Source organism: Cupriavidus sp. WS, from assembly GCF_000395345.1.
Taxonomy (GTDB): domain Bacteria; phylum Pseudomonadota; class Gammaproteobacteria; order Burkholderiales; family Burkholderiaceae; genus Cupriavidus; species Cupriavidus basilensis_B.
Genome location: NZ_AQPL01000460.1, coordinates 1 through 20098, shown reverse-complemented (window position 1 = coordinate 20098; position 20098 = coordinate 1). Strand labels below are relative to the sequence as shown.

20 protein-coding genes and 1 pseudogene are annotated in these 20098 nt (G+C 71.7%); 14 read left to right on the top strand and 7 right to left on the bottom strand.

All coding sequences use genetic code 11. The features are described 5' to 3' along the window. A pseudogene (locus K206_RS43300) lies at positions 1-124 on the bottom strand (oxidoreductase); the annotation flags it as partial. Between the two features lie 164 nt (positions 125-288). On the opposite strand from K206_RS43300, the gene K206_RS0131155 reads away from it, so the two are divergent. Continuing rightward, positions 289-624 carry a hypothetical protein gene (locus tag K206_RS0131155; RefSeq protein WP_043367442.1) on the top strand — a complete coding sequence of 112 codons (336 nt, stop codon included), beginning with the start codon at positions 289-291 and terminating at the stop codon, positions 622-624. 71 nt (positions 625-695) lie between these two features. Further along, on the top strand, positions 696-1901 hold the full coding sequence (purT, locus tag K206_RS0131150) for a formate-dependent phosphoribosylglycinamide formyltransferase (protein WP_020206234.1): 1206 nt from the start codon (positions 696-698) through the stop codon (positions 1899-1901). A gap of 94 nt (positions 1902-1995) precedes the next feature. On the opposite strand, the gene K206_RS0131145 is transcribed toward purT, so the two are convergent. Beyond that, on the bottom strand, positions 1996-2808 hold the full coding sequence (locus K206_RS0131145) for a GntR family transcriptional regulator (RefSeq protein WP_020206233.1): 813 nt from the start codon (positions 2806-2808) through the stop codon (positions 1996-1998). 255 nt (positions 2809-3063) lie between these two features. Here K206_RS0131145 and K206_RS0131140 point away from each other — a divergent pair, with 255 nt between their 5' ends. The 4 genes from K206_RS0131140 to K206_RS0131125 all read left to right on the top strand — a co-directional run bounded on the left by K206_RS0131140 (position 3064) and on the right by K206_RS0131125 (position 7101). Then, positions 3064-3963 carry an oxaloacetate decarboxylase gene (locus tag K206_RS0131140; RefSeq protein ID WP_052166028.1) on the top strand — a complete coding sequence of 300 codons (900 nt, stop codon included), beginning with the start codon at positions 3064-3066 and terminating at the stop codon, positions 3961-3963. A gap of 2 nt (positions 3964-3965) precedes the next feature. Then, positions 3966-5366 carry a 3-isopropylmalate dehydratase large subunit gene (gene leuC, locus K206_RS0131135; protein WP_020206231.1) on the top strand — a complete coding sequence of 467 codons (1401 nt, stop codon included), beginning with the start codon at positions 3966-3968 and terminating at the stop codon, positions 5364-5366. A 2-nt stretch (positions 5367-5368) separates the two neighbouring features. Further along, positions 5369-5995 carry a 3-isopropylmalate dehydratase small subunit gene (leuD, locus tag K206_RS0131130; RefSeq protein WP_029044288.1) on the top strand — a complete coding sequence of 209 codons (627 nt, stop codon included), beginning with the start codon at positions 5369-5371 and terminating at the stop codon, positions 5993-5995. A gap of 74 nt (positions 5996-6069) precedes the next feature. Next, positions 6070-7101: a tripartite tricarboxylate transporter substrate binding protein gene (locus K206_RS0131125; protein WP_020206229.1), complete on the top strand. Its 1032-nt coding sequence runs from the start codon at positions 6070-6072 to the stop codon at positions 7099-7101. A 12-nt stretch (positions 7102-7113) separates the two neighbouring features. Here K206_RS0131125 and K206_RS0131120 read toward each other — a convergent pair whose 3' ends face one another. Further along, positions 7114-7743: a LysE family translocator gene (locus K206_RS0131120; RefSeq protein WP_020206228.1), complete on the bottom strand. Its 630-nt coding sequence runs from the start codon at positions 7741-7743 to the stop codon at positions 7114-7116. A gap of 129 nt (positions 7744-7872) precedes the next feature. On the opposite strand from K206_RS0131120, the gene K206_RS0131115 reads away from it, so the two are divergent. Further along, positions 7873-8334: an Lrp/AsnC family transcriptional regulator gene (locus tag K206_RS0131115; RefSeq protein ID WP_020206227.1), complete on the top strand. Its 462-nt coding sequence runs from the start codon at positions 7873-7875 to the stop codon at positions 8332-8334. A 93-nt stretch (positions 8335-8427) separates the two neighbouring features. Here K206_RS0131115 and K206_RS39790 read toward each other — a convergent pair whose 3' ends face one another. Then, a complete protein-coding gene (locus K206_RS39790; protein WP_020206226.1) occupies positions 8428-8805 on the bottom strand; it encodes a hypothetical protein in 378 nt (125 codons plus the stop codon). Positions 8806-9089: 284 nt separating this feature from the next. Here K206_RS39790 and K206_RS0131105 point away from each other — a divergent pair, with 284 nt between their 5' ends. From K206_RS0131105 to K206_RS0131090, 4 genes are all read left to right on the top strand, one after another. Then, positions 9090-9683: a YfiR family protein gene (locus K206_RS0131105; RefSeq protein ID WP_020206225.1), complete on the top strand. Its 594-nt coding sequence runs from the start codon at positions 9090-9092 to the stop codon at positions 9681-9683. Beyond that, positions 9680-10954: a diguanylate cyclase domain-containing protein gene (locus K206_RS0131100; RefSeq protein WP_020206224.1), complete on the top strand. Its 1275-nt coding sequence runs from the start codon at positions 9680-9682 to the stop codon at positions 10952-10954. The genes K206_RS0131105 and K206_RS0131100 overlap by 4 nt, the downstream gene beginning before the upstream one ends. 40 nt (positions 10955-10994) lie before the next feature. Next, complete coding sequence (locus tag K206_RS0131095) at positions 10995-11510, top strand: OmpA family protein (protein WP_020206223.1); 516 nt, start codon at positions 10995-10997, stop codon at positions 11508-11510. A 103-nt stretch (positions 11511-11613) separates the two neighbouring features. Next, positions 11614-12666, top strand: coding sequence for a hypothetical protein (locus K206_RS0131090; RefSeq protein WP_020206222.1), 1053 nt, complete (start codon positions 11614-11616; stop codon positions 12664-12666). 57 nt (positions 12667-12723) lie between these two features. Here the strand turns inward: K206_RS0131090 and K206_RS0131085 are convergent, their stop codons facing one another. Both K206_RS0131085 and K206_RS0131080 read right to left on the bottom strand, forming a co-directional pair. Next, positions 12724-13206, bottom strand: a complete 483-nt coding sequence (locus K206_RS0131085) for an adenylyltransferase/cytidyltransferase family protein (protein WP_081651579.1) — start codon at positions 13204-13206, stop codon at positions 12724-12726. Between the two features lie 265 nt (positions 13207-13471). Beyond that, a complete protein-coding gene (locus K206_RS0131080) occupies positions 13472-16411 on the bottom strand; it encodes an autotransporter domain-containing protein (protein ID WP_020206220.1) in 2940 nt (979 codons plus the stop codon). Positions 16412-16646: 235 nt separating this feature from the next. On the opposite strand from K206_RS0131080, the gene K206_RS0131075 reads away from it, so the two are divergent. Beyond that, positions 16647-17486, top strand: a complete 840-nt coding sequence (locus K206_RS0131075; RefSeq protein WP_020206219.1) for an alpha/beta fold hydrolase — start codon at positions 16647-16649, stop codon at positions 17484-17486. 303 nt (positions 17487-17789) lie between these two features. Then, complete coding sequence (locus K206_RS0131070) at positions 17790-18704, top strand: RNA polymerase sigma-70 factor (protein WP_020206218.1); 915 nt, start codon at positions 17790-17792, stop codon at positions 18702-18704. Positions 18705-18757: 53 nt separating this feature from the next. Here the strand turns inward: K206_RS0131070 and K206_RS0131065 are convergent, their stop codons facing one another. Next, positions 18758-19219 carry a carboxymuconolactone decarboxylase family protein gene (locus K206_RS0131065; RefSeq protein ID WP_020423987.1) on the bottom strand — a complete coding sequence of 154 codons (462 nt, stop codon included), beginning with the start codon at positions 19217-19219 and terminating at the stop codon, positions 18758-18760. A 391-nt stretch (positions 19220-19610) separates the two neighbouring features. Here K206_RS0131065 and K206_RS43295 point away from each other — a divergent pair, with 391 nt between their 5' ends. Beyond that, positions 19611-19826 carry a hypothetical protein gene (locus K206_RS43295; RefSeq protein ID WP_155888356.1) on the top strand — a complete coding sequence of 72 codons (216 nt, stop codon included), beginning with the start codon at positions 19611-19613 and terminating at the stop codon, positions 19824-19826. Positions 19827-20098 lie beyond the last annotated feature (272 nt).

Here is a 20098-nt window from a genome sequence, read left to right as displayed (position 1 = left end):
CCTCGCTGCGGCCGTTGACGATCACGCGCGCGCCGGCGCCGGCAAGTCCCCTGGCGGTGGCCAGGCCGATGCCGGCGGTGGAGCCGGAAACCAGGGCGATCTTGCCCGACAAGTCGATCTTCATGCTCACTCCTGATGCGATGGCGTCCGGGATGGAAGCCGTGGACGAAGTGTATTTGCCCGGCGCGCGCGTTCCAAGGCCGCGCCGCAAAAATCGCCGCCGGCGCGCGCGAATGGCGGCGGACATCGGGGTATGATCCAGCAGCACTCACTTCCGGAGGCCGTGCCATGAGATTCCGCTGGTCCGTTCCCGCCGGTGCGCTGATGGCCGCGGCCCTGCTGCTGGCCGGCTGCACCGGGCCCGTCGAGTTCTCGGCCGGCGGCCCCGACAGCTTCGCCGCCGGCGCCGTGAATCCGGACTTCCTCGACTTCGGCCCGATGGACCGCTCCATCGCGCAGTGCAAGACTGCCGCGCAGCAGGCCGGCGCCGGCCGGTGCGCCAAGGTGCGCGCCTACGAGGCCTGCATGAAGGGCCGCGGCTACTTCACGCTGCTCGGTCCGGAAAGCCCCTCGGGCTGCGGCGAGCCGTCGTGGCAGCGCGACGTGCGCAAGCTGATTCCCTGAGCGGGCCCGCGCGGGCGTGCCGCCTGCCTCGACGTACAATCCCGGTTTTGACTTGATCTCGAAGGTCTCAGATGACCACTCTCGGCACCCCCCTGTCGCCCGGCGCGACCAAAGTCATGTTGCTGGGCTCCGGCGAACTCGGCAAGGAAGTCCTGATCGCGCTGCAGCGGCTCGGCGTGGAAACCATCGCGGTCGACCGCTACGACAACGCGCCCGGCCAGCAGGTCGCCCACCATGCCCGCACCATCGCCATGAGCGATCCGGAGCAGCTCAAGGCGCTGATCGAGGCCGAGCGGCCCGACCTCGTGGTGCCGGAGATCGAAGCCATCGCCACGCCCATGCTCGAAGCGCTGGAAGCGCAGGGCGTGGTGCGCGTGATCCCCACCGCGCGCGCGGCGCGGCTCACGATGGACCGCGAAGGCATCCGCCGCCTGGCCGCGGAAACGCTCGGCGTGCCCACCAGCCCCTACAAGTTCTGCGACTCGCTCGAAGAGCTGCAGGCTGCCATCGACGGCGGCATCGGCTACCCGTGCGTGGTCAAGCCGGTGATGAGCAGCTCCGGCAAGGGCCAGAGCAAGATCGACGGCCCCGAGGGCGTCAAGGCCGCCTGGGACTACGCGATGGCCGGCGGCCGCGTCAGCCACGGCCGCGTGATCGTGGAAGGCTTCATCGATTTCGACTACGAGATCACGCTGCTGACGGTGCGCGCGGTCGGCGCCGACGGCCAGGTCGGCACGCACTTCTGCGAGCCCATCGGCCACGTGCAGGTCAGCGGCGACTATGTGGAAAGCTGGCAGCCGCACCCGATGCACCCGGCCGCGCTCGAGACCGCGCAGCAAATCGCCCAGGCCGTCACCGCCAACCTCGGCGGCCAGGGCCTGTTCGGCGTGGAGCTGTTCGTCAAGGGCGAGCAGGTCTGGTTCAGCGAAGTCAGCCCGCGCCCGCACGACACCGGCATGGTCACGATGATCACCCAGTGGCAGAACGAGTTCGAGCTGCACGCGCGCGCCATCCTCGGCCTGCCGGTCAGCACCGCGCTCAAGAGCCCGGGCGCCAGCGCCGTGATTTACGGCGGCGTGGACGCGGCCGGCGTGGTCTTCGACGGCGTGGACGAAGCGCTGCGCGTGCCGCAGACCGAGCTGCGCCTGTTCGGCAAGCCGGAAAGCTTCGTCAAGCGCCGCATGGGCGTGGCGCTGGCCTACGACGCCGACGTGGAAACCGCGCGCGCGCGCGCCAAGGACGCCGCCAGCCGCGTCAGGCCGCGCGTCGCCGGCTGAGCCGGCGGCAAGTCGCCGCGCGCGCCATGCCGCGCGCGGCATCCCGGCCCCGGCCCGCCGGGTGCCACCCGCCCGTTCCCGGCGCCCTGGCGCCTCAGTCCTTCGGCACGTCGTGCACGAAGCGCCCGGCGCTCAGCGTGTTCACCTGGTCGGCCGAGATGTCCATCAGGATCCGGCTGCGCTCGGGCGACATCGATACCGTGATGTATTGCACCGGCCGCGCGGCGGGATCGTGCATCAGCCGCACCAGCTTCAGCAGCGGCGCGCCGACCTCGGTATGCAGCCAGCCGGCGATGGCCGGGTCGGCGGCCTGCGCGGAAATCTCCTGCACCACGCGGCCGAACTTCACGCCCTGCGCCATCAGGATCTCGTAGAGCGCGCGCTTGCGCAGCGCCGCGGCGGTCACGCGCCTGCCCAGCGCGGCCGGCACCCAGGCGTCGGTCAGCATGACCGGCGTGCCCGACATGCTGCGCAGGCGCAGCGCGTGCACGGCGCGCTCGCCGGGCGGCAGCTGCAGCAGCGCGGCGATGTCCGGCGGCGGCACCGCCGTGCCCACTTCCAGCACTTCCACCTCGGTTTCCAGCGCGGTCTTGCGCAGGCCGTCGATCACGCTCAGCGTGGGGCTGCTGCGCTCCACCCGCGCCTCGGGGCGCACGAAGGTGCCCAGCCCGTGGCGGCGCTCCACCATGCCGAGCGCGGCCAGGTCGGCCAGCGCGCGCCGCACCGTGATGCGCGACACGCCAAAGCGCTCGCACAGCGCCTCTTCCTTCGGCAGGGCCCCGGTTTCCGCGTAGACGCCGCGCGTGATTTCGTCGCGCAGCACGATGAACAACTGGCGATGCAGCGAGGTGCCGGGCATCTGGCCCAGCGGCGAAAGCGGCGAAGCGGTGGTGGTATTGCGCGGCATGGGATGGCGTTTTCGTGGCGTGGGGAGCATAGCACAACGCTTCCTGCGGGATTTCCCCGTTCTTGACTGTCGCGAGTAGTTGTATCTAGAATATAAACACATAAACACGAGCCACAAGAACAACGGAGACGAGGATCGCGCAGGCATGGCGAGGCCGCCGGCCGGCCGCGTCGCCGGTCACGCATCCCGCATTCCCTGTTCCGCATCCCGCGCCACCCGCCCATTTCCCGCCAAAACGCACCACAGGACCACCCAATGACTCCCGCAGCCACCCTCCGCCAGCGCCTCCGGGCGCCCGGCATGATCATCGCCCCCGGCGCATACGATGCCATCGGCGCCCGCCTGGTCGAGCAGGCCGGCTTTGCCGCCTGCTACATGACCGGCGCCGGCACCTCGGCCGCGCGCGGCTTTCCCGACTTCGGCCTGCTGACCATGAGCGAGATGGTCGAGAACGCGGCGGTGATGGCGCGCGCCACGGCCATTCCGCTGATCGCCGACGCCGACACCGGCTACGGCAACGAGCTCAACGTCACCCGCACCGTGCGCGAGTACGAGGCGCGCGGCGTGGCCGCGGTCCATATCGAGGATCAGGTCGCGCCCAAGCGCTGCGGCCACCTGGACGGCAAGGAAGTGATCGCGCACGACGAGTTCGTCTCCAAGATCCGCGCCGCCGTGGAGGCGCGCCGCACGCCGGACTTCCTCATCATCGCGCGCACCGACGCGCGCGCCGTGCTGGGGCTGGACGAAGCCGTGCGGCGCGCCAACGCCGCGCTCGGAGCCGGCGCCGACATGGCCTTCGTGGAAGCCACGCAGACGCTGGAGGAAGTGGCGGCGGTGCCCCGGCTGGTGCGCGGCCCGTGCCTGCTCAACGTGGTGCCCGGCGGGCGCACGCCGGTCTTCGACCTGCGCGAGGCCGAGGCGATGGGCTACAAGCTGGCCATCCTGCCGGGCCTGATGCTCAAGGCCGCCATCGAGGCCGGCGACGCCGCGCTGGCGCAGCTCAGGGCCACCTTCACCGCGCCGGCCGTGTCGGCCAGCGTGGGCCAGACCTTCCGCCGCTTCGGCGCCGACGAATGGGACGGCCTGCGCCAGCGCTTCAACGCCGGCGCGCGCGCCACCCACCCCGACGCGCCGGCCGGCGCAAAGGCGGGCTGAACATGCCGCGCACCCTGTTCGACAAGCTCTGGGACGCGCACGTGGTGCGCGAGCTCGGCGATGGCTGGGCGCTGCTGCACATCGACCGCCACCTGCTGCACGACCTGTCCGGCCCGCCCGCGCTGGGCCAGGTGGCCGCGCGCGGCCTGCCGCTGCACGATCCGGCGCTGGTGTTCGCCACGCCGGACCACGCGGTGTCGAGCCGCCCCGGGCGCGACGGCCATACCTTCGCCCCGGGCGGGCGGCTGTGGACCGCGCTGCGCGAGAGTACCGCGGCGGCCGGCGTGACCCTGTTCGACCTCGGCCAGCCGGGGCAGGGCATCGTCCACGTGATGGGGCCCGAGCTGGGCATCGTGCTGCCGGGCCTGACCGTGATCTGCGGCGACAGCCACACCTGCACCAACGGCGGCCTCGGCGCGATGGCGTTCGGCGTGGGCTCGTCCGAGAGCACGCACGCGCTCGCCACGCAGACGCTGCGCCAGCAGAAGCCGCGCCGCATGCGCATCCGCTGCGAAGGCGCGCTGGCCGCGGGCGTCACCGCCAAGGACCTGGCGCTGCACATCATCGGCAAGCTCGGCGCGGCCGCCGGCGTGGACCACGCCATCGAGTTCGCCGGCCCGGCCATCAGCGCGCTGGAGGTGGAAGGGCGCCTGACGCTGTGCAATCTCAGCGTGGAGCTGGGCGCGCGCTTCGGCATGGTGGCGCCGGACGAGCGCACCATCGAATGGCTGCGCGGCCGTCCCTACGCGCCCGCCGGCGCGCAGTTCGAGGCGGCGGCGGACTACTGGCGCACGCTGGCCAGCGACGACGGCGCGCGGTTCGACCGCGAAGAGACGATCGATGCCGCGGCGGTGGTGCCGACCATCACCTGGGGCACCAGCCCCGAGCAGGCCATCGCCATCGGCGGCACCATCCCCGACCCGGCCGCGGCGTCCGACGACGCGGCGCGCGCGGCCATCGGCGCCGCGCTGGACTACATGGGCCTGGCGCCCAACGCACCGATCGCCGGCACGCCGGTCGACTGGGTCTTCATCGGCTCGTGCGCCAACTCGCGCCTGTCCGACCTGCGTGCCGCCGCCGCCGTGGCGCGCGGGCGCCACGTCGCGCCGGGCGTGACGGCGTGGGTGGTGCCGGGCTCCGAGAACGTCAGGCGCGCGGCCGAGGCCGAGGGCCTGCGCGCGGTGTTCGAGGCGGCCGGCTTCGCCTGGCGCGAGCCGGGCTGCAGCATGTGCGTGGCCGCCAACGGCGAGCAGGTGCCGCCCGGGCAGCGCTCGGTCTCCACCTCCAACCGCAACTTCGTCGGGCGCCAGGGACCGGGCGCCCGCACCCATCTCGCCAGCCCGGCGATGGCCGCCGCGGCGGCCGTGACCGGCTGCATCATTGACGTGCGGAGCCTTGCATGACCATGCCACCGTTTACCGTGGTGACGGGCGCGGCCGCGCCGCTGCTGCGCGCCAACCTCGACACCGACGTCATCATCCGCATCGAGCGCCTGACCAGCCTGCCGCGCGACCAGCTCGGCCCCTACGCGCTGGAGGCGCTGCGCTACCGCGCCGACGGCAGCGAGGACCCCGGCTTCGTGCTCAACCAGCCGGCCTTCCGCGGCGCGCCGGTGCTGCTGGCCGGCGCCAACTTCGGCTGCGGCTCCTCGCGCGAGGGCGCGGTGTGGGCGCTGATGGGCATGGGCGTGCGCTGCGTGATCGCGCCGAGCTACGGCGACATCTTCTACAACAACTGCTTCCAGAACGGCCTGCTGCCGATCCGCCTGCCCGCGGCGGCGGTGACGGCCCTGGCCGCGCAGTGCGCGCGCGGCGCGCCGCTGCGGGTGGACCTGGCGGCGGCCACGCTGACCGCGCCCGACGGCACCGCCATCGCGTTCCCGGTCGACCCGCTGCGCCGCGAGGCGCTGCTGCACGGCCTCGACGACATCGGCCTCACGCTCAAGGACGACGAGCTGATCCGCGCCTGGCAGCAGGCCGACCGCGCGCGCCGGCCGTGGGCGTGGGCGGTGCGGCGCGGGGGCGCGGCCTGATCCGCCGCCCGCCGCCGCCCGCCCGCTGCCGCGTCGGGTGGACACATAAGAACATGGAAAAACAAGGAGACAACATGCATCCCTTCGTCGAACGACGGCATGGCCTCGCGCGCGCCCTGGCGGCGCCCGCGTGCGCCGTGGCGCTGCTGGCCGCCGCGCCCGCGGCCTCGCTGGCCGCATCGGCTGCAGCATCGGCCGCCGCCGGCACGCAGGCCGCGTGGCGCCCGGACCGCCCCGTCACGCTGGTGGTGCCCTACGCGGCCGGCGGCGGCACCGACGCCACCGCGCGCGCCGTGTCGAAGCAGCTCGGCGTGCTGTGGGGCCAGCCCGTGGTGGTGGAGAACCTGCCCGGCGCCGACGGCCTGATCGGCACGCGCCGCGTGATGGAGGCCCGGCCCGACGGCTACACGCTGCTGCTGCAGGTGCCGGCCATCGTGGTCACGCGGTACACGCCGGGCCTCAAGGGCGTCGACCCGCTCGCGCGGCTCGATCCGGTGACGGCCATCTCGCAGTCGCCCGCCGCCGTGGTGGCGAGCGGCAAGCTGCCGGTGAAGACGCTGGCCGAGTTCGTGCAGTACTGCAAGGCGCCGGGCCGCTCGTGCTCGCTGGGCGGCGGCGAGAGCCTCGCGCGCATCTCGGGCAGGCAGCTCGCGGAGGAGGCCGGCCTGCCCAACCTCGTCGTGGTCAACTACCGCGGCACCGGCCCCATCGTCACCGACCTGATCGCCAACAACGTCAACCTGGCGTTTACCGGCATCACGGCGGCGCTGCCGCACTACAAGAGCGGCGCGCTGCGCATCCTGGCCACGCAGGGGCCGAAGCGCGCGGCCGCGCTGCCCGAGGTGCCCACCACCGCCGAGGCCGGCTACCCGCAGTTCCAGTCCGTCACGTGGTACGGCCTGTTCGCGCCCAGGGGCACGCCGGCGCCGGTGCTGCAGGGCGTGGTGGCCGCGCTGCGCGAAGCCGTGAAGGATGCCGACGTGCGCAAGACCATCGCCGCCGCCGGCGCCGAGCCGGTGGTCAACTCGCCGGCCGAGTTCGCGGCGCAGGTGCGCGAGGACAGCGCGCGGCTCGGCGACCTCGTCAGGCGCTACCCGCTGGAATGACCGGCGCCGCGCTCACTCCAGCGACAGCCGTGCCGCGAAGGCCAGCAGCACCGCCGAGAACGACCAGCGCTGGAAGGCCTGCGCGCGCGGGCTGCCGCGCAGCCACGCGGCCATGCGCACCGCGCCGAACACGCAGGCCAGGTCGAAGGCGATGCCGGTCAGCACCAGCACCACGCCAAGCTCCAGCACCTGCGACCACACCGGCGCGCCGTGCGGGTCGACGAACTGCGGCAGCAGCACCGAGCAGAACAGCAGCGCCTTCGGGTTGAGCAGGCTGCTCAGCGCGCCGCGCGCCACCGAGGCGCGCAGCGGCGCGGCGGCGTCGGCGCGGTCCGCGCCGGCTTCCATGCCGAAGGCCGGGCCGCGCAGGATCTGGATGGCCACCCAGGCCAGGTACAGGCCGCCGGCCACGCGCACGCCCTGGTACAGCCACGGCGCCGCGCGCAGCAGCGCGGCCACGCCGCACGCGGAAAGCGTGACGTGCGCGGCCCGCGCCAGCGCCAGCCCGGCGGCGGCGGCCAGCCCGTGCGGCACGCCGCGCGCGGTGCTGGTCTGGAGCACCAGCGCCATGTCGGGGCCGGGCAGCGCGTAGACCACGGCCAGCGCGCCGATGAAGGTCAGCAGCAGATGCAGGGAAACCATGATGCGACTCCGTTGGGAACGGCATCATGATCGCGCCGGAGGCGGAGGGATTTCAGGCGATTTTCCACGTCCGGCGGCCATCCTTTGGCGGAATGCGCTAATCTTTGCCCATTTCCGGGAGAAACGGCGATGGAACTCGACAAGTTGGACCGCGCGATCCTGGCGGAGGTGCAGGCCGACGGCCGCGCCACCAACGCCAGCCTGGCGGAATCCGTGGGATTGAGCGAGACGCCGTGCGCGCGCCGGCTCAGGCGGCTCGAGGCCGAGGGCTACATCGAGGGCTATCGCGCCATGCTGTCGCGCCGGGCGCTCGGGCTGGGGCTGATGGCCTTCACGCAGGTGCGCTTCGGCGTGCACAGCCGCGAACTGTCCGACCGCTTCGAGCGCGAGGTGCAGGCCATCCCGCGCATCATCTCGTGCCACAACGTATCGGGCAGCGCCGACTACCTGCTGCTGGTGGTGGCGCGCGACCTCGACGACTACGGCATCTTCATGCGCGACGTCCTGCGCACCTTGCCCGGCGTGACGGCGGTGGAGTCGCTGCTGTCGCTGCGCGAGGTCAAGCGCAACGCGGGCCTGCCGCTGCTCTGACGCGGCGAGGTGGCGTCGGGGCGGCCTTGTATGGGCTCGGTGCGGCTTCAGTGCGGCTTCAGTGCGGCGCCGGCGCGACCGCCGATGCGGCGCTCAGTCCTCGCCCTCGTCTTCCCCGCCGCGCCGGTGTCTCGCCATGAGCGCCAGCTCGTGCGCCACCGCGAAGCACAGCAGCGCCGCCACCGTGGCCAGGATCGCCAGCGTCACCGCCAGTTGCCGGCCGTGCCACAGGCCGCCGAACCACTGCGAGAACTCGGCCGCCAGCACCGCCGCCTTGCCGCCGATGCGCTCGAGCTGGAAGTCGTACTGCCGCTGCCAGCCGGGGCCGTACAGCAGGTCGGGCGAGGTTTCCGCGCGCGCGGCGTTCAGGTAGATCAGCACGGCGGCGGTCCAGCCGGCCGCCAGGATGGCGGCGCCCAGCAGGTAGAGCCGCGCCGGCAGGGAGCGCAGCGGTGTCTTGGTGTCGCTCATGGGAGGCGGCGCGTTGCGCGGGATGGGCCAGGCCCCATTGTAATGAGCGCGGGGCGCAACGCCGCAAGCGCGCAGGGTCGGCCGGCTCAGCCGGGTTGGCCACGGGCTTCCGCCTATCGGAGGGGTAAATAACGTTCCCGCCGCGCCGATATAGTATGTGGTCTGGCACGGCTTTCCCCGGCGCGGTGCGCGCGGGGGCGCCGCGCGCCAGCCAGAACCGGACCGGTTCGCGCGCAGTTCGGCCCGGTCTGCCCGGAACCCGTCACTTGGCAGGTAGTCCTTTCTTGCCCCATTCCGCGATCGTCCCGGACGATGCGGGCAGCCGGCCCAGGTACCTGCGCCGGCTTCCGCTCCTCCGCCTCCTGTCGGCCTTGTGCGCCGCGCTGCTGTGCGTGCCGCCGCCCGGCGCCGCGGCCGATACCCCGCAGTCGCGCTCCGAGGCCGTGGTGCGCACGGTGTACAGCCTGCTCGGCTACGCGCGCTGGCCGGTCGAGCGCGAGGTGCTGCGCCTGTGCGTGGACGGCACGGCGCGCTATGCCGGCAAGCTGGCCGACGGCGGCACGCTCGCCACCGGGCGCGTGGTGCAGGCGCGCCGCATCGACGTCACCGGCGCCGGCGCGATGACCGGCTGCGATTCCGTCTACCTGGCCGCGATGACCGACGCCAGCCGCCGGCGGGTGGCGGCCGAACTGAGCGGGCGCCCGGTGCTGGTCATCACCGAGGAAGACTTCGAGTGCGAGACCGGCAGCATGTTCTGCCTCAACGTGGCCGACAACCGCGTCACCTTCCGCGTCAACCTCGACTCGGTCGCGCGCAGCGGCATCCACATCCATCCCGGCGTGCTGCAGCTCGGCCGGCGGCGGACGCCCGCGCTATGAAGCCGCGCTCGCGCCCGGACGCGCCGCCGCCGCGCCCCACGCTCTATCACGCGCTGCGCCGCATTCACCTGAGCGTGGCGCTGATCGCGGTCTGCACGGCCGGCCTCTCGCTGACCGCGCTCGGGCTGACCGCGCTACGCGTCTATGCCGACCACAACCTGCACCTGATCGCGCGTTCGCTGGCCTATACGCTGGAAGCGCCGGTGGTGTTCCGCGACCCGGCCGCGGCGCGCGACGCGCTGGTCGCCATCGCCACCGCGGAAGTGGCGCAGGCCAGCGTCTACGACCGCGACAGCCGCCTGCTGGCCGAATGGCAGCAGCCCGTGCGCGCGCGCTTCGCCGGCCTGCAGAAGCTGGCCAGCCGGCTGATGGCGCCCGGCTCGGTGGAGCAGGTCATCATGCACGAGACGCAGGTGGTCGGCACCGTGCGCCTGACCGCCGATCCCGGCAAGCTGTTCGAGTTCGTGCTCAGCGGCCTGTTCGGCCTGCTGGCCTGCCTGCTGCTGACCGCGGTGAGCGCGCACTACATGTCGAGCCGCATGCTGGTGCACATCATCGAGCCGGTGCGCAACCTCATGCGCGTGGCCCACGCGGTGCGTTCCGAGCGGGCCTTCGACCAGCGCACGCCGCCGGCGCACATCGCCGAGCTCAATGCGCTGGGCGAGGACTTCAACGGCCTGCTCGACGAGCTCGAAAGCTGGCAGGACCAGCTCCAGCACGAGAACCGCTCGCTCGCGCACCGCGCCAGCCACGACAGCCTGACCGGGGTGCTCAACCGAGCCGCCTTCGAGGACGCGCTGCACCGCGCCGTGCGCTTCGCCACCGCCTCGAAGGCGCGCGTCGGCGTGCTCTACCTCGACAGCGACGCCTTCAAGGAAATCAACGACACCTTCGGCCATGCCGCCGGCGACGAAGTGCTGGCCGGCATCGCCCAGCGCATCCGCGCCTGCCTGCGCGACGGCGACCTGGTCGCGCGCATCGGCGGCGACGAGTTCGCCGTGCTGATCACCGCGCTGCGCAAGCCGGCCGACATCATCCAGGTGGCCGAGCACATCCTGCTGCGCATGAAGGACCCGATCCAGCTCAGCGGCGGCGCCAGCATCGAGGCCTCGCTCAGCATCGGCCTGGCGGTGTTCCCGCTGCACGCGCAGACCGCCGCCGGCCTGCTGCAGAAGGCCGACGAAGCCATGTACCAGGCCAAGCGCGGCCGCGGCGGCCACTGGCAAAGCGCGCAGCCGCACCTGGCCGCGGCCGAGACCGTGCTCGAATAGCGCGGGCGGCGACAACGGAACGCAGAAGAGGAGATCCATCGTGCCATCGAACCTGTCCGCCCGCGCAAGACTGTGGCTGGGCACGGCCCTCGCCATCGCCGCGCTGGGCCTGGCCGCCTGCCAGGCGCCCGCGCCCGCGGCGGCCGGCCGGCTGACGCCGCCGCAGATCGAGACGCTCAGGCAGCAGGGCTTCCAGCTCACCGACGGCGGCTGGGAACTGAACCTGTCCGAGAAGGTGCTGTTCGGCCTCGACGAGGACACCATCAGCGCCGAGCACCGGGCGGTGGTGCAGCGCATCGGCACGGCGCTCAAGGGGGCCGGCATCGACCGCGTCCGGCTCGACGGCCACACCGACGATTCCGGCTCCGCCGAATACAACCAGCAGCTCTCGGTGCGGCGCGCGCAGGCGGTGGCCAGGGTGCTGGCCGAAAGCGCCTTCCTGCCGCAGAACATCGAGGTGCGCGGGCTCGGCAAGACCCGCCCGGTGGCCGACAACCGCACCGCTGCGGGGCGGGCGGAGAACCGGCGCGTGGCGATCGTGGTGACGGTGGACTGAACCGCGCCGGCCAAGTCGGGTCATGCCGGGCCACGTCCGGCTAGACAGGCGGCCCGGCACCGGCGAGACAACGAGACGACAAGACAGCGAGACGACAAGCAGCATGGAAGCACAAGCGGAGAACAACCCCGCCGCGGCATTCGCCGCCCTGAACGCGCGCCTGCAGCAAGGCGGCGCGATGCCGCCCGACGACATCCGCGCCTGGTGCCAGCTCGGGCTCGAGCTGGGGCACGCCGCCACGGTGCGGCAGGCCTGCCAGGTCCTGCTGGCGGCGCCCGACGTGCACCCCGCGCTGCGGCCCTACTGGCTGTTTTTCCTCGGCACCGCGCTGCTGCACCAGCAGCGCGTGGCAGACGGCGCGCAGGCGCAGCGGCAGGCGCTGGAGGCGCTGTGCGTGGCGCCGCTGGTCCACAACCCGCAGCCCGCCATGCGCAGGCTCGCCGACCCGCAGGTCGAAGCCTTGTTGTGGCAGGCGCTGGCACAGCTCGCGGCCGGCGGCGTGCGCGCGTTCGCCCATGCCGGCACGCTGCTGGGCCTGGTGCGCGAGCGCCGCCTGCTGCCGTTCGACAAGGATCTCGACCTGGGCCTGCTGGTGGCCGAGCTGCCCGCCGCGCACGCCATCCTGCGCGCCCACGGCTGGCAGTGCCCGCCGCCGCTCTTCGCCATCGACAACATGGCGAGCTACCATCATCCCCGCCACGACGTGGTGCTCGACCTGTGCGGCCTGCAGCCCGAGCCCGGCGGCGCCACGCTGCTCGGCGGCTTCTGGACCGGGCAGGGCGCGCCCGCCGCCCACCAGCGCGTGACCCGCTTCCCGGGCCCGCTGCGGCTGGCGCAGCAGGCCGGCCCGGCCGGCCCGGTGTGGTGGCTGGAAGACCCGCACGGCTGGCTCGAAACCATCTACGGCAAGGATTGGCGCGTGCCGGACCCCGCCTTCGACACCATCATCGGCGCCCACAACCTGGTGGGATTCTCGGCACTGACGCAGTGGTACGCCTACTCGCGCATCGCCAATGCCTGCCTCAACGGCTACTGGGAAAAGGCCCTGCGGCTGGTGCGGCTCGTGCTCGAGCGGCACACCCCGCGGGACGGCCTGCTGCTGCGCCTCGCCGCGGTGCTGGAGGGCCGCCTGGCCGGCCTGCGCCCCGCCGCCTGAAGCGGGCCGGGGTGTGGGCGGTGACCCGGGCGGCGGCCGGGTTTGCCGCCGCCGGCCTTACTCGCTCAGGCTGGCCAGGATGCGCTGGCGCAGCACCGTGGTCGACACCTCGTCCGTGCGCGGCGTCCAGCTCAGCCCGATGCCCTGCGCGGCCAGGCGCGGTTCCAGCCGCGCCCAGCGCGCGCTGCCGCGCCAGTCCTCGCCGATGAAGACGTGGTCCACCGCCAGCGCCGCCAGCCAGCGCAGCGCGCTCTCGGTGTTCTCCAGGCTGTCCGGCTGCAGCAGCGCCTCGTCCACCCAGCCCAGCCCGCGCACGATCTCCAGCCGCTCCGCCTCCGGCATGGCCGGTGCGCGCCGCTTGTTGGCCTGCACGGTGGCGTCGCGCGTGACCACCGTCACCAGCGTCAGGCAGCGCGCGCGGATGTATTGCAGATAGCGCAGATGGCCCACGTGGAACAGGTCGAACACGCCGACGGCGAGGCCGCGGGCGGCAAGCAGGCCGGGAGGCCGGACTGGCGGGACGGGGGTAGGGTCGGTCATGGCGAGGTGCGAAGGGACCGGTGCCGGCATGCACGGCATCGTCTGCGAGGCGATGATAGGACGCGATGATAAGTCGCGATGATAAGCCGCGAAAAACGCGGGCAATCGAGGGAACAAAGGGGGAAATACGCGCCCGATACCCCGGGCCATGCCCGGGGCGGGGACGTGCGAAACGCCGCGTGGCGCGCGATGCCGCGTGGCATCGCGCGGCCTGGATGACGCCTGCCCGCCGCCCCGGGGAGGGATGGCGGGCAGGGCGGGCGCCTTAGAACGGCAGGCGCACCTTCACCGACGCGGTCTGGTTGGTGAAGTGGTCGCGCACCTCGGCGTCGTAGCGCACGGTCACTTCCATCGCCTTGCTGCTGGTCACCACCAGGCCCAGGCCGCCGCGCATCAGCCAGCGCGCCGGGGACAGGCCGCGCGTGACGAACTGCGCGCCGCCGCCGACGTAGGAGGCCGCGATGGCCGACTGCCGGGCCAGCGCGTCGTAGCCCACGCCGAGGTTGGCGGTGAACATGGCGTGCTCGGTGATGCCCTGGTTGAGGCGGGCGTCGGTGGAGAGGATCAGCTCGCGGGCCGTGTTCCTGCCGACGGCCAGGCTCAGCGCGTCGGCGCCGGTCTCGGTGTAGGCCGCATCCTGGATGAAGGTGTAGTCGGCCCGCACCGACGGCGTGAAGGTGGTCTTCGGCGCGAGGTCGAAGACGCGGCCCAGGCCGGCGCCGAAGTGGGCGTTCCAGCTGTTGTAGCTCGACGACGCGCGGCTGTCGAGGCCACCGAAGCTGATGTTGCGCCGGCCTTCGTTGTGGCCGGTGCCGACGTCCGCCTGCACGCTGATGTCGGTGCGCGCGTCGAGGCCGTAGCTGCCGTAGCCGATCAGGCGGTAGCCGTCCACGCTGGCGTTCTGCGCGGCCACCGGCGAGTTGCCGTCGATGCGGCTGTGCATGTACGAGAAGGCGCCGCCGACACGGATCTTGTCGTTGACGGCGCTGTCCGCGCCGAACACCATGCCGTAGGTGTTCGCCTTGTAGCCGGCCACGCCGTCGCGGTCGTTCTGCTTGGCCCACGAGCCCACGGGCTTGAACCAGATCTGGCGGTCGGCCACGAAGTCGTCGCCGGAGGACAGGCCGCGGTTGGCTTCCTGGCGCGACTGGATCACGCGGTTGGTGGCGTGCATGGCGGCGGTGTTCACCTCCGTCATGCCGGCGGTCATCAGCGGCAGGGTCTGCTTGACGGCGTCGGAGACGGCCTGTTCCGTGGCAAGCGTGCCGAGTGCCGTGATCACCGGGGCCATGCCGGCCGGCGCGGCCGCGCCTTGCGAGATCAGGGCGTCGAGCACCTGCGCCGCGCCCAGGCCCGGCATGTTGCGCGCGCCGGTGACGCTGCTCACCACGGTGATGACGGGCGCCGGCGTGGGCGCCGGTGCCGGGACGGCGGGCACGGGGTCCGACGTCGGCGGCGTGACCGGCGTGACCGGGGCGGCGGAGCAGGAACTGGCGCCCGCGCGCGCCACGCACAGGTCCACGGCATTGCCGTTGCGCGTGGCGATGAAGTCGAACAGCGCGCTGTTGTCGGTCACGGTAAATGCGGGGCCGGCCACCAGCGTGCCGGCGGTGATGATGCCGGGCTGCACCGTGGTGCCGGCGACGAGCGACGGCGCGCCGCTCACGTTCACGCCGATCCTGTTGCTGGCGGAGAGGTCGGCGGTGCCGGTGACCACCAGCTTGCCGTAGCGGCCGTCGTTGTCCAGGCCGGTCTGGAACAGGCCGCCGGCGGCCTGCGTGTAGTTGCCGGTGATGGTGGCGGTGGTGCCCGCGGCCACCGCCAGCGTGCCGGCGTTGTTCAGGCCGGACGATACCGTGACGCCGTGGCCCATGTTGAACACCGCGTTGCTGGCCACGTTGAAGGTGCCGACGTTGAAGGTGTTGCCCGAGGTGAAGGTGCCGTTGACGTTGACCGCCGATCCGGCCCCGCCGCTGACCGCACCGGTCACGACGGCGCTGTTCAGGTCGAGGTTGAGCGTGGCGTTGTTGAGCGCCACCGTGCCGTTGAGCGCGCCGGTGACGCTGATGCCGTTGGTGACGGTGCTGGCAGGGTCGATGATGATGGCAACCGGCGCGTTGATGGTGCCCGCCACGGTGATGCTGTCCACCGTGCTGTTGCCCACGTTGATGCCGACTGCCTGGCCGCCGGGAGAGGATACGCTGATGGTGCCGTTGTTGGCGATGCCGCCGACCGTGCTGCCCTGGATGTTGATGCCGTAGGCGGCGCCGGCGCTGGCGCCGCCGCCGGGCATCCCCGGCAGGCCTGGCATGCCGGGGCCGCCCGCGCCGCCGGTGGCGCTGATAGTGCCGTCGTTGCGGATGGAGCCGACCGTGCTGGAGGTGATGTTCACGCCGATGCCGCGGCCGCCGGCACCGGGCATCATCATCGCCGCGCCGCTGCCGCCTGCGCCGCCGGTGCCGCTGATCGTGCTGCCGGCGCCGTTGTTGACCAGCGTGTCGACGCTCGCCGATTGCAGGTCGATGCCGATGCCGCTGCCGCCCGCGGCGCCCGGCAGCGGTGACGGGCTGCCGCTGCCGGCCATGCCGCCGATGGCCGTGACGGTGCCGTGGTTGTCGATGGTGGTGACCTTGGCGGTCACCACGCTGATGGCCGTGGCTGCGCCGCCGTTGCCGTCGGGCATGAGGGGCATGCCCACGCTGCCGCCGCCGCCGGTTGCCGCAATGGTGCCCTCGATGCCGTTCAGGATGCCGTTGACCGTGAGCGCGGTGGCGCCGTTGCCGGTGATGCCGATCGCGATGGCATCGCCGCCATTGTTCATCGGCGATGGCAATAAGGGCTGGCCGGGATTGCCGAGGCTCTCGATGCGGCCGTGGTTCTCGATCGCGGTGACGGGCGAGAGCAGCCCGCTGACCGATACCGCGGCGGCACCGGTCACGCTGATCAGGCCGCCGGGCGAGGTCACGATCAGGCTGCTGGCGGAGCCGAGCTGGCACGTCTGGTTGAGCGTGCCGGAAACGGTATTGGGCTGGAACAGCTGGCACGGTGCCGGCAAGGCCAGCGCCGGCAGCGAGGCCAGCGGGCCGGCCGCCAGCAGGACGGCGCCGGCGATGGCGCGGGGCAGGGACGGCGGCAGCGCGGATTGCGCCGATGCGTCGGGACGGGCAGAACGAGCCTGCCGGACGATACTGCGTTGTTGTTTCATGCTTGCAAGAACCCGGTGTTGGGCAAGCCTCTGCAGTAGACTTGCCGCTTGCTTTGTTTTCGCGACTTTTTTTGTTTTTTGTTTTTATTGTTCTGTGCGGCCCGGGATTCGGGGAAGCCGGGCCGGTCTTGATTTCTTCCTCTCGAAACTACGCTGGTGGCGCCGTGGATCTCCTCCCTGGTGGTGGTCTGTGCTGCCTGTGCTCTCTCTCGCTCTGGTGCTTCCGGTTTTCCCCGTGCGGACAACGATCCTGATCCTGCTGGCAGCCGCGCTGCTGGCTGCCTGTACCCATTTCTCGCCCGCCGACCGCCGGCAGGGCGCCGACACCCTGGCGCTCGCGCACGGCTGGCAGCGTCTGCGCCTGCCCACGCGCACGTTCGTGCTCACCGCCTACGCGCCGCCCGCCACGGCGGTCGACGAGCCTGCCGACACGCTGGCCGTCTACCTGGAAGGCGACGGCCTGGCCTGGCTCAGCCCGACGCAGCCCTCCGACGACCCCACGCCCCTGCGCCCGGTGGCGCTCGAACTCGCCCTGCTCCACGTCCGCGGCACCGCGGTCTACCTGGCGCGGCCGTGCCAGTTCGCCGAAGGCGACGACCGGCGCGGCTGCGGCACGCCCGACTGGACCTCGCGGCGCTTCTCCGCCGAAGCGGTCGAAGCCACCAGCCAGGCCATCGACGCGCTCATGCAGCGCTACGGCGCGCGCCGCCTGGCGCTGGTGGGCTACTCCGGCGGCGGCGCCGTGGCGGCCCTGGTCGCCGCGCGGCGCCACGACGTGGTGCGGCTGGTGACGGTGGCCGGCAACCTGGCGCCGCGCGCGTGGACCACGCTGCACGGCGTGCCGCCGCTGGACGGCTCGCTCGATCCGGCCGACGACTGGCGCCGCCTGCAGGACATCGCGCAGATCCATTTCGTGGGCGACAGCGATACCAACGTCACACGCGAAGTGGTGGCCGCCTATGCCGCCCGCTTCCCGGCCGGGCGGCAGCCCCCCGTGCAACTGGTGGAGGGCGCCACCCACGCATGCTGCTGGGCCGAGAAATGGCCCGCGCTGTGGCCGCTGGCCTTCCCCTAGGCGAAGCGACGCCGCAGTGCAGCCTGCGTGCACTGTCGTTATCGGCCGAATGTGTCGGATTCTTAAGCAGCCGCGGAACATGACGGCGGCGGACCGGTGCCGCGCTGCCGGCGCGCGGCCGCGGGGAGCGCTCCCGCGCCTATTTCACCGGCAGCGCATGGTTTGTCCTTGGCTGGGCATGCCGGGCCGCCGCGGGCCGCGGGACGGTCTAGTATCAATCCAGCCGGAGCCCGCCGTTCGCGCCGCCGGGCCGGCATGGCCGTCACCTGTCACAACGCGGGGGCGTCAAACGTCTGGGGAGCTATGAACGAAGACACCAACACCTTTACCCGCCTGCGCCCCCGCCTGCAGGGCATCGCCTACCGCATGCTGGGTTCCGCCGCCGAGGCCGAGGAAGTCGTGCAGGATGCGTGGCTGCGCTGGCACGGCACCGAAAAGGGGCGCCTCGACAGCGCCAAAGCCTGGCTGGTCTCCGTCACCACGCGCCTGGCCATCGACCGGCTGCGCAGCGCCAAGGCGCAGCGCGAGCACTACGTCGGCACGTGGCTGCCGGAGCCGGTGATGGCCGATTCGCCGGCCACGCCGGAGCAGATCGTCGAGCGCGCCGACGACGTGTCGGTCGCCTTTCTCGCCATGCTCGAGCGCCTCGCGCCCGAGGCGCGCGCGGCGTTCCTGCTGCGCGAAGTGTTCGATGCGGACTATGGCGAAGTGGCCGACGCGCTCGGCAAGACCGAGAGCGCGTGCCGGCAGATCGTCCACCGCGCGAAGGTGCAGCTGCAGGACGAGCGGCCGCGCTACGTGGTCCCGCGCGAGACCCAGCTGCGCCTGCTGCGGGGCTTCGCCGACGCCGCCACGCGCGGGGAGTTCGGCGCGCTCAAGGCCATGCTGGCCGAGGACGCGCAACTGATCGGCGACGGCGGCGGCAAGGTGCCCAGCTTCGGCGTGCCGCTCGTCGGCGGCCGGCGCATCGCCCAGCTCTACCTCGCCACCAGCCTGAGATACCGGGGCGCGGTGCACTTCGAGGCCGTCACCCTCAACGGCGAGTGGGGCCTGCTGCGCTTTATCGACGGCGCGCTGGAATCGGCGCAGGCGATCGAGACCGACGGCGAGCGCATCGTGCGCATCCACGCGCAGCGCAACCCGGACAAGCTCGCGCGCATCGCCGCCGCGCTGGGCCGCGAGCTGGCCGCGACGAAGCTGGCGCCCGGCGTGCCCTGAGCCAGGCGCGGCCGCCGGCAAAGTCTTGCCGGTCCCGGCCGCGCCGCCCGCGCTCAGAATCCGGGCGGCGGGTTCTCGGGGATCTGGTTGCGCAGGCTGAGGTTCATCACGTTCCAGCCCCGGATGGCGGCAATCGCGTAGGACAGCTCGGCGATCTCGTTCTCGCTGAACTGCTCGCGCAGCGCCGGGTAGGCCGCATCGGTGTCGTCGCGCTGCGGCAGCGCGTTGACGGCCTCCGCCCAGGCCAGCGCGGCGCGCTCGCGGGCGTCGAAGAACGGCGCCTCGCGCCAGCCGGCGATGGCATTCAGGTGGCGCGCGTCGGCCCCCTGCCTGACGAGGTCGCGCCAGTGCATGTCGATGCAGACGCCGCAGCCGTTGATCTGCGAGACGCGCAGTTGCACCAGCTCCACCAGTCGCGGGCCGAGCGAGCTCTGCTTGACGGTGCCCGAGAGATGGATCATCGCCTTCAGATTGGCCGGGGCCAGTTGAAAGAAATTGAGACGTGCCGTAGTCATGGGATTCCCTTTGCCTGGTTTCGCGGGCGCCCTGCGCGCCTCGCATGATCACAAGACGGCGGGGGGAATCGCGTTGTGACAGCGGAAGGTGGGTTTTCTTGCGCCAGCGCAGATTGTTGCTGACTGGCTCCGGCTTGGAAGAGGGGGCTGGACTGCGGAAGCGCAGAAAGGGGCGCGCGCAGGTGCTCCCAGCAATAAGTTCCGTGCCACCGGATTGGCTGATTATTATCAGAAATTTCTTCGAAATAAATGGAATTTTCTGCGTATAGATAGCCTGTATCAGGGAACAACATCCGTCATCACACTCTCGGTGTCCGCTGCTGCTCGCGATACATGACATACCCGCAGCATGCGCCGCGCGCCGTGCCAGGTCGATCCCGGGACCCGCCTCATGCTGGCCGTTTTGGCTCCGCGCCGCTCGGCTATCCACCGAGAGCACGGCAGCGTCGCTCGCGCGCCACGCATTGCGAACAAGTGTCAATGCGCGGGGATCGCCAATATGCCCGCATTCGGCCCGCATGCCTTTGCGTATTTGGCATTCATTGGAAATGAAATTTCCTTTAATTCAGGTTTACGAATTTTATCAGTGAAAATGGGATTAATCTGATTGAAGCCTCGCCGCCGTCACCTCTATGATCGAGCCTGACTTGCTGTGTCGTCACTTGATGACTAGTGCAGCGATGGCGTGCCACGACCACAACGTATCTAGTCACTTTTCATTTGCAACAAGATTTGCGACAAGAAAAGGGTCAGCCCGATACGAAAGACCGAGCGTAACGGCATGGAAAAAACGGAGTGAACAACAATGGCGGAAGGTTTCGATGAATTCAAGGCAATCGGCAACCGCGCGCTGACCACCGGGCGGCAGGCATACTTTCT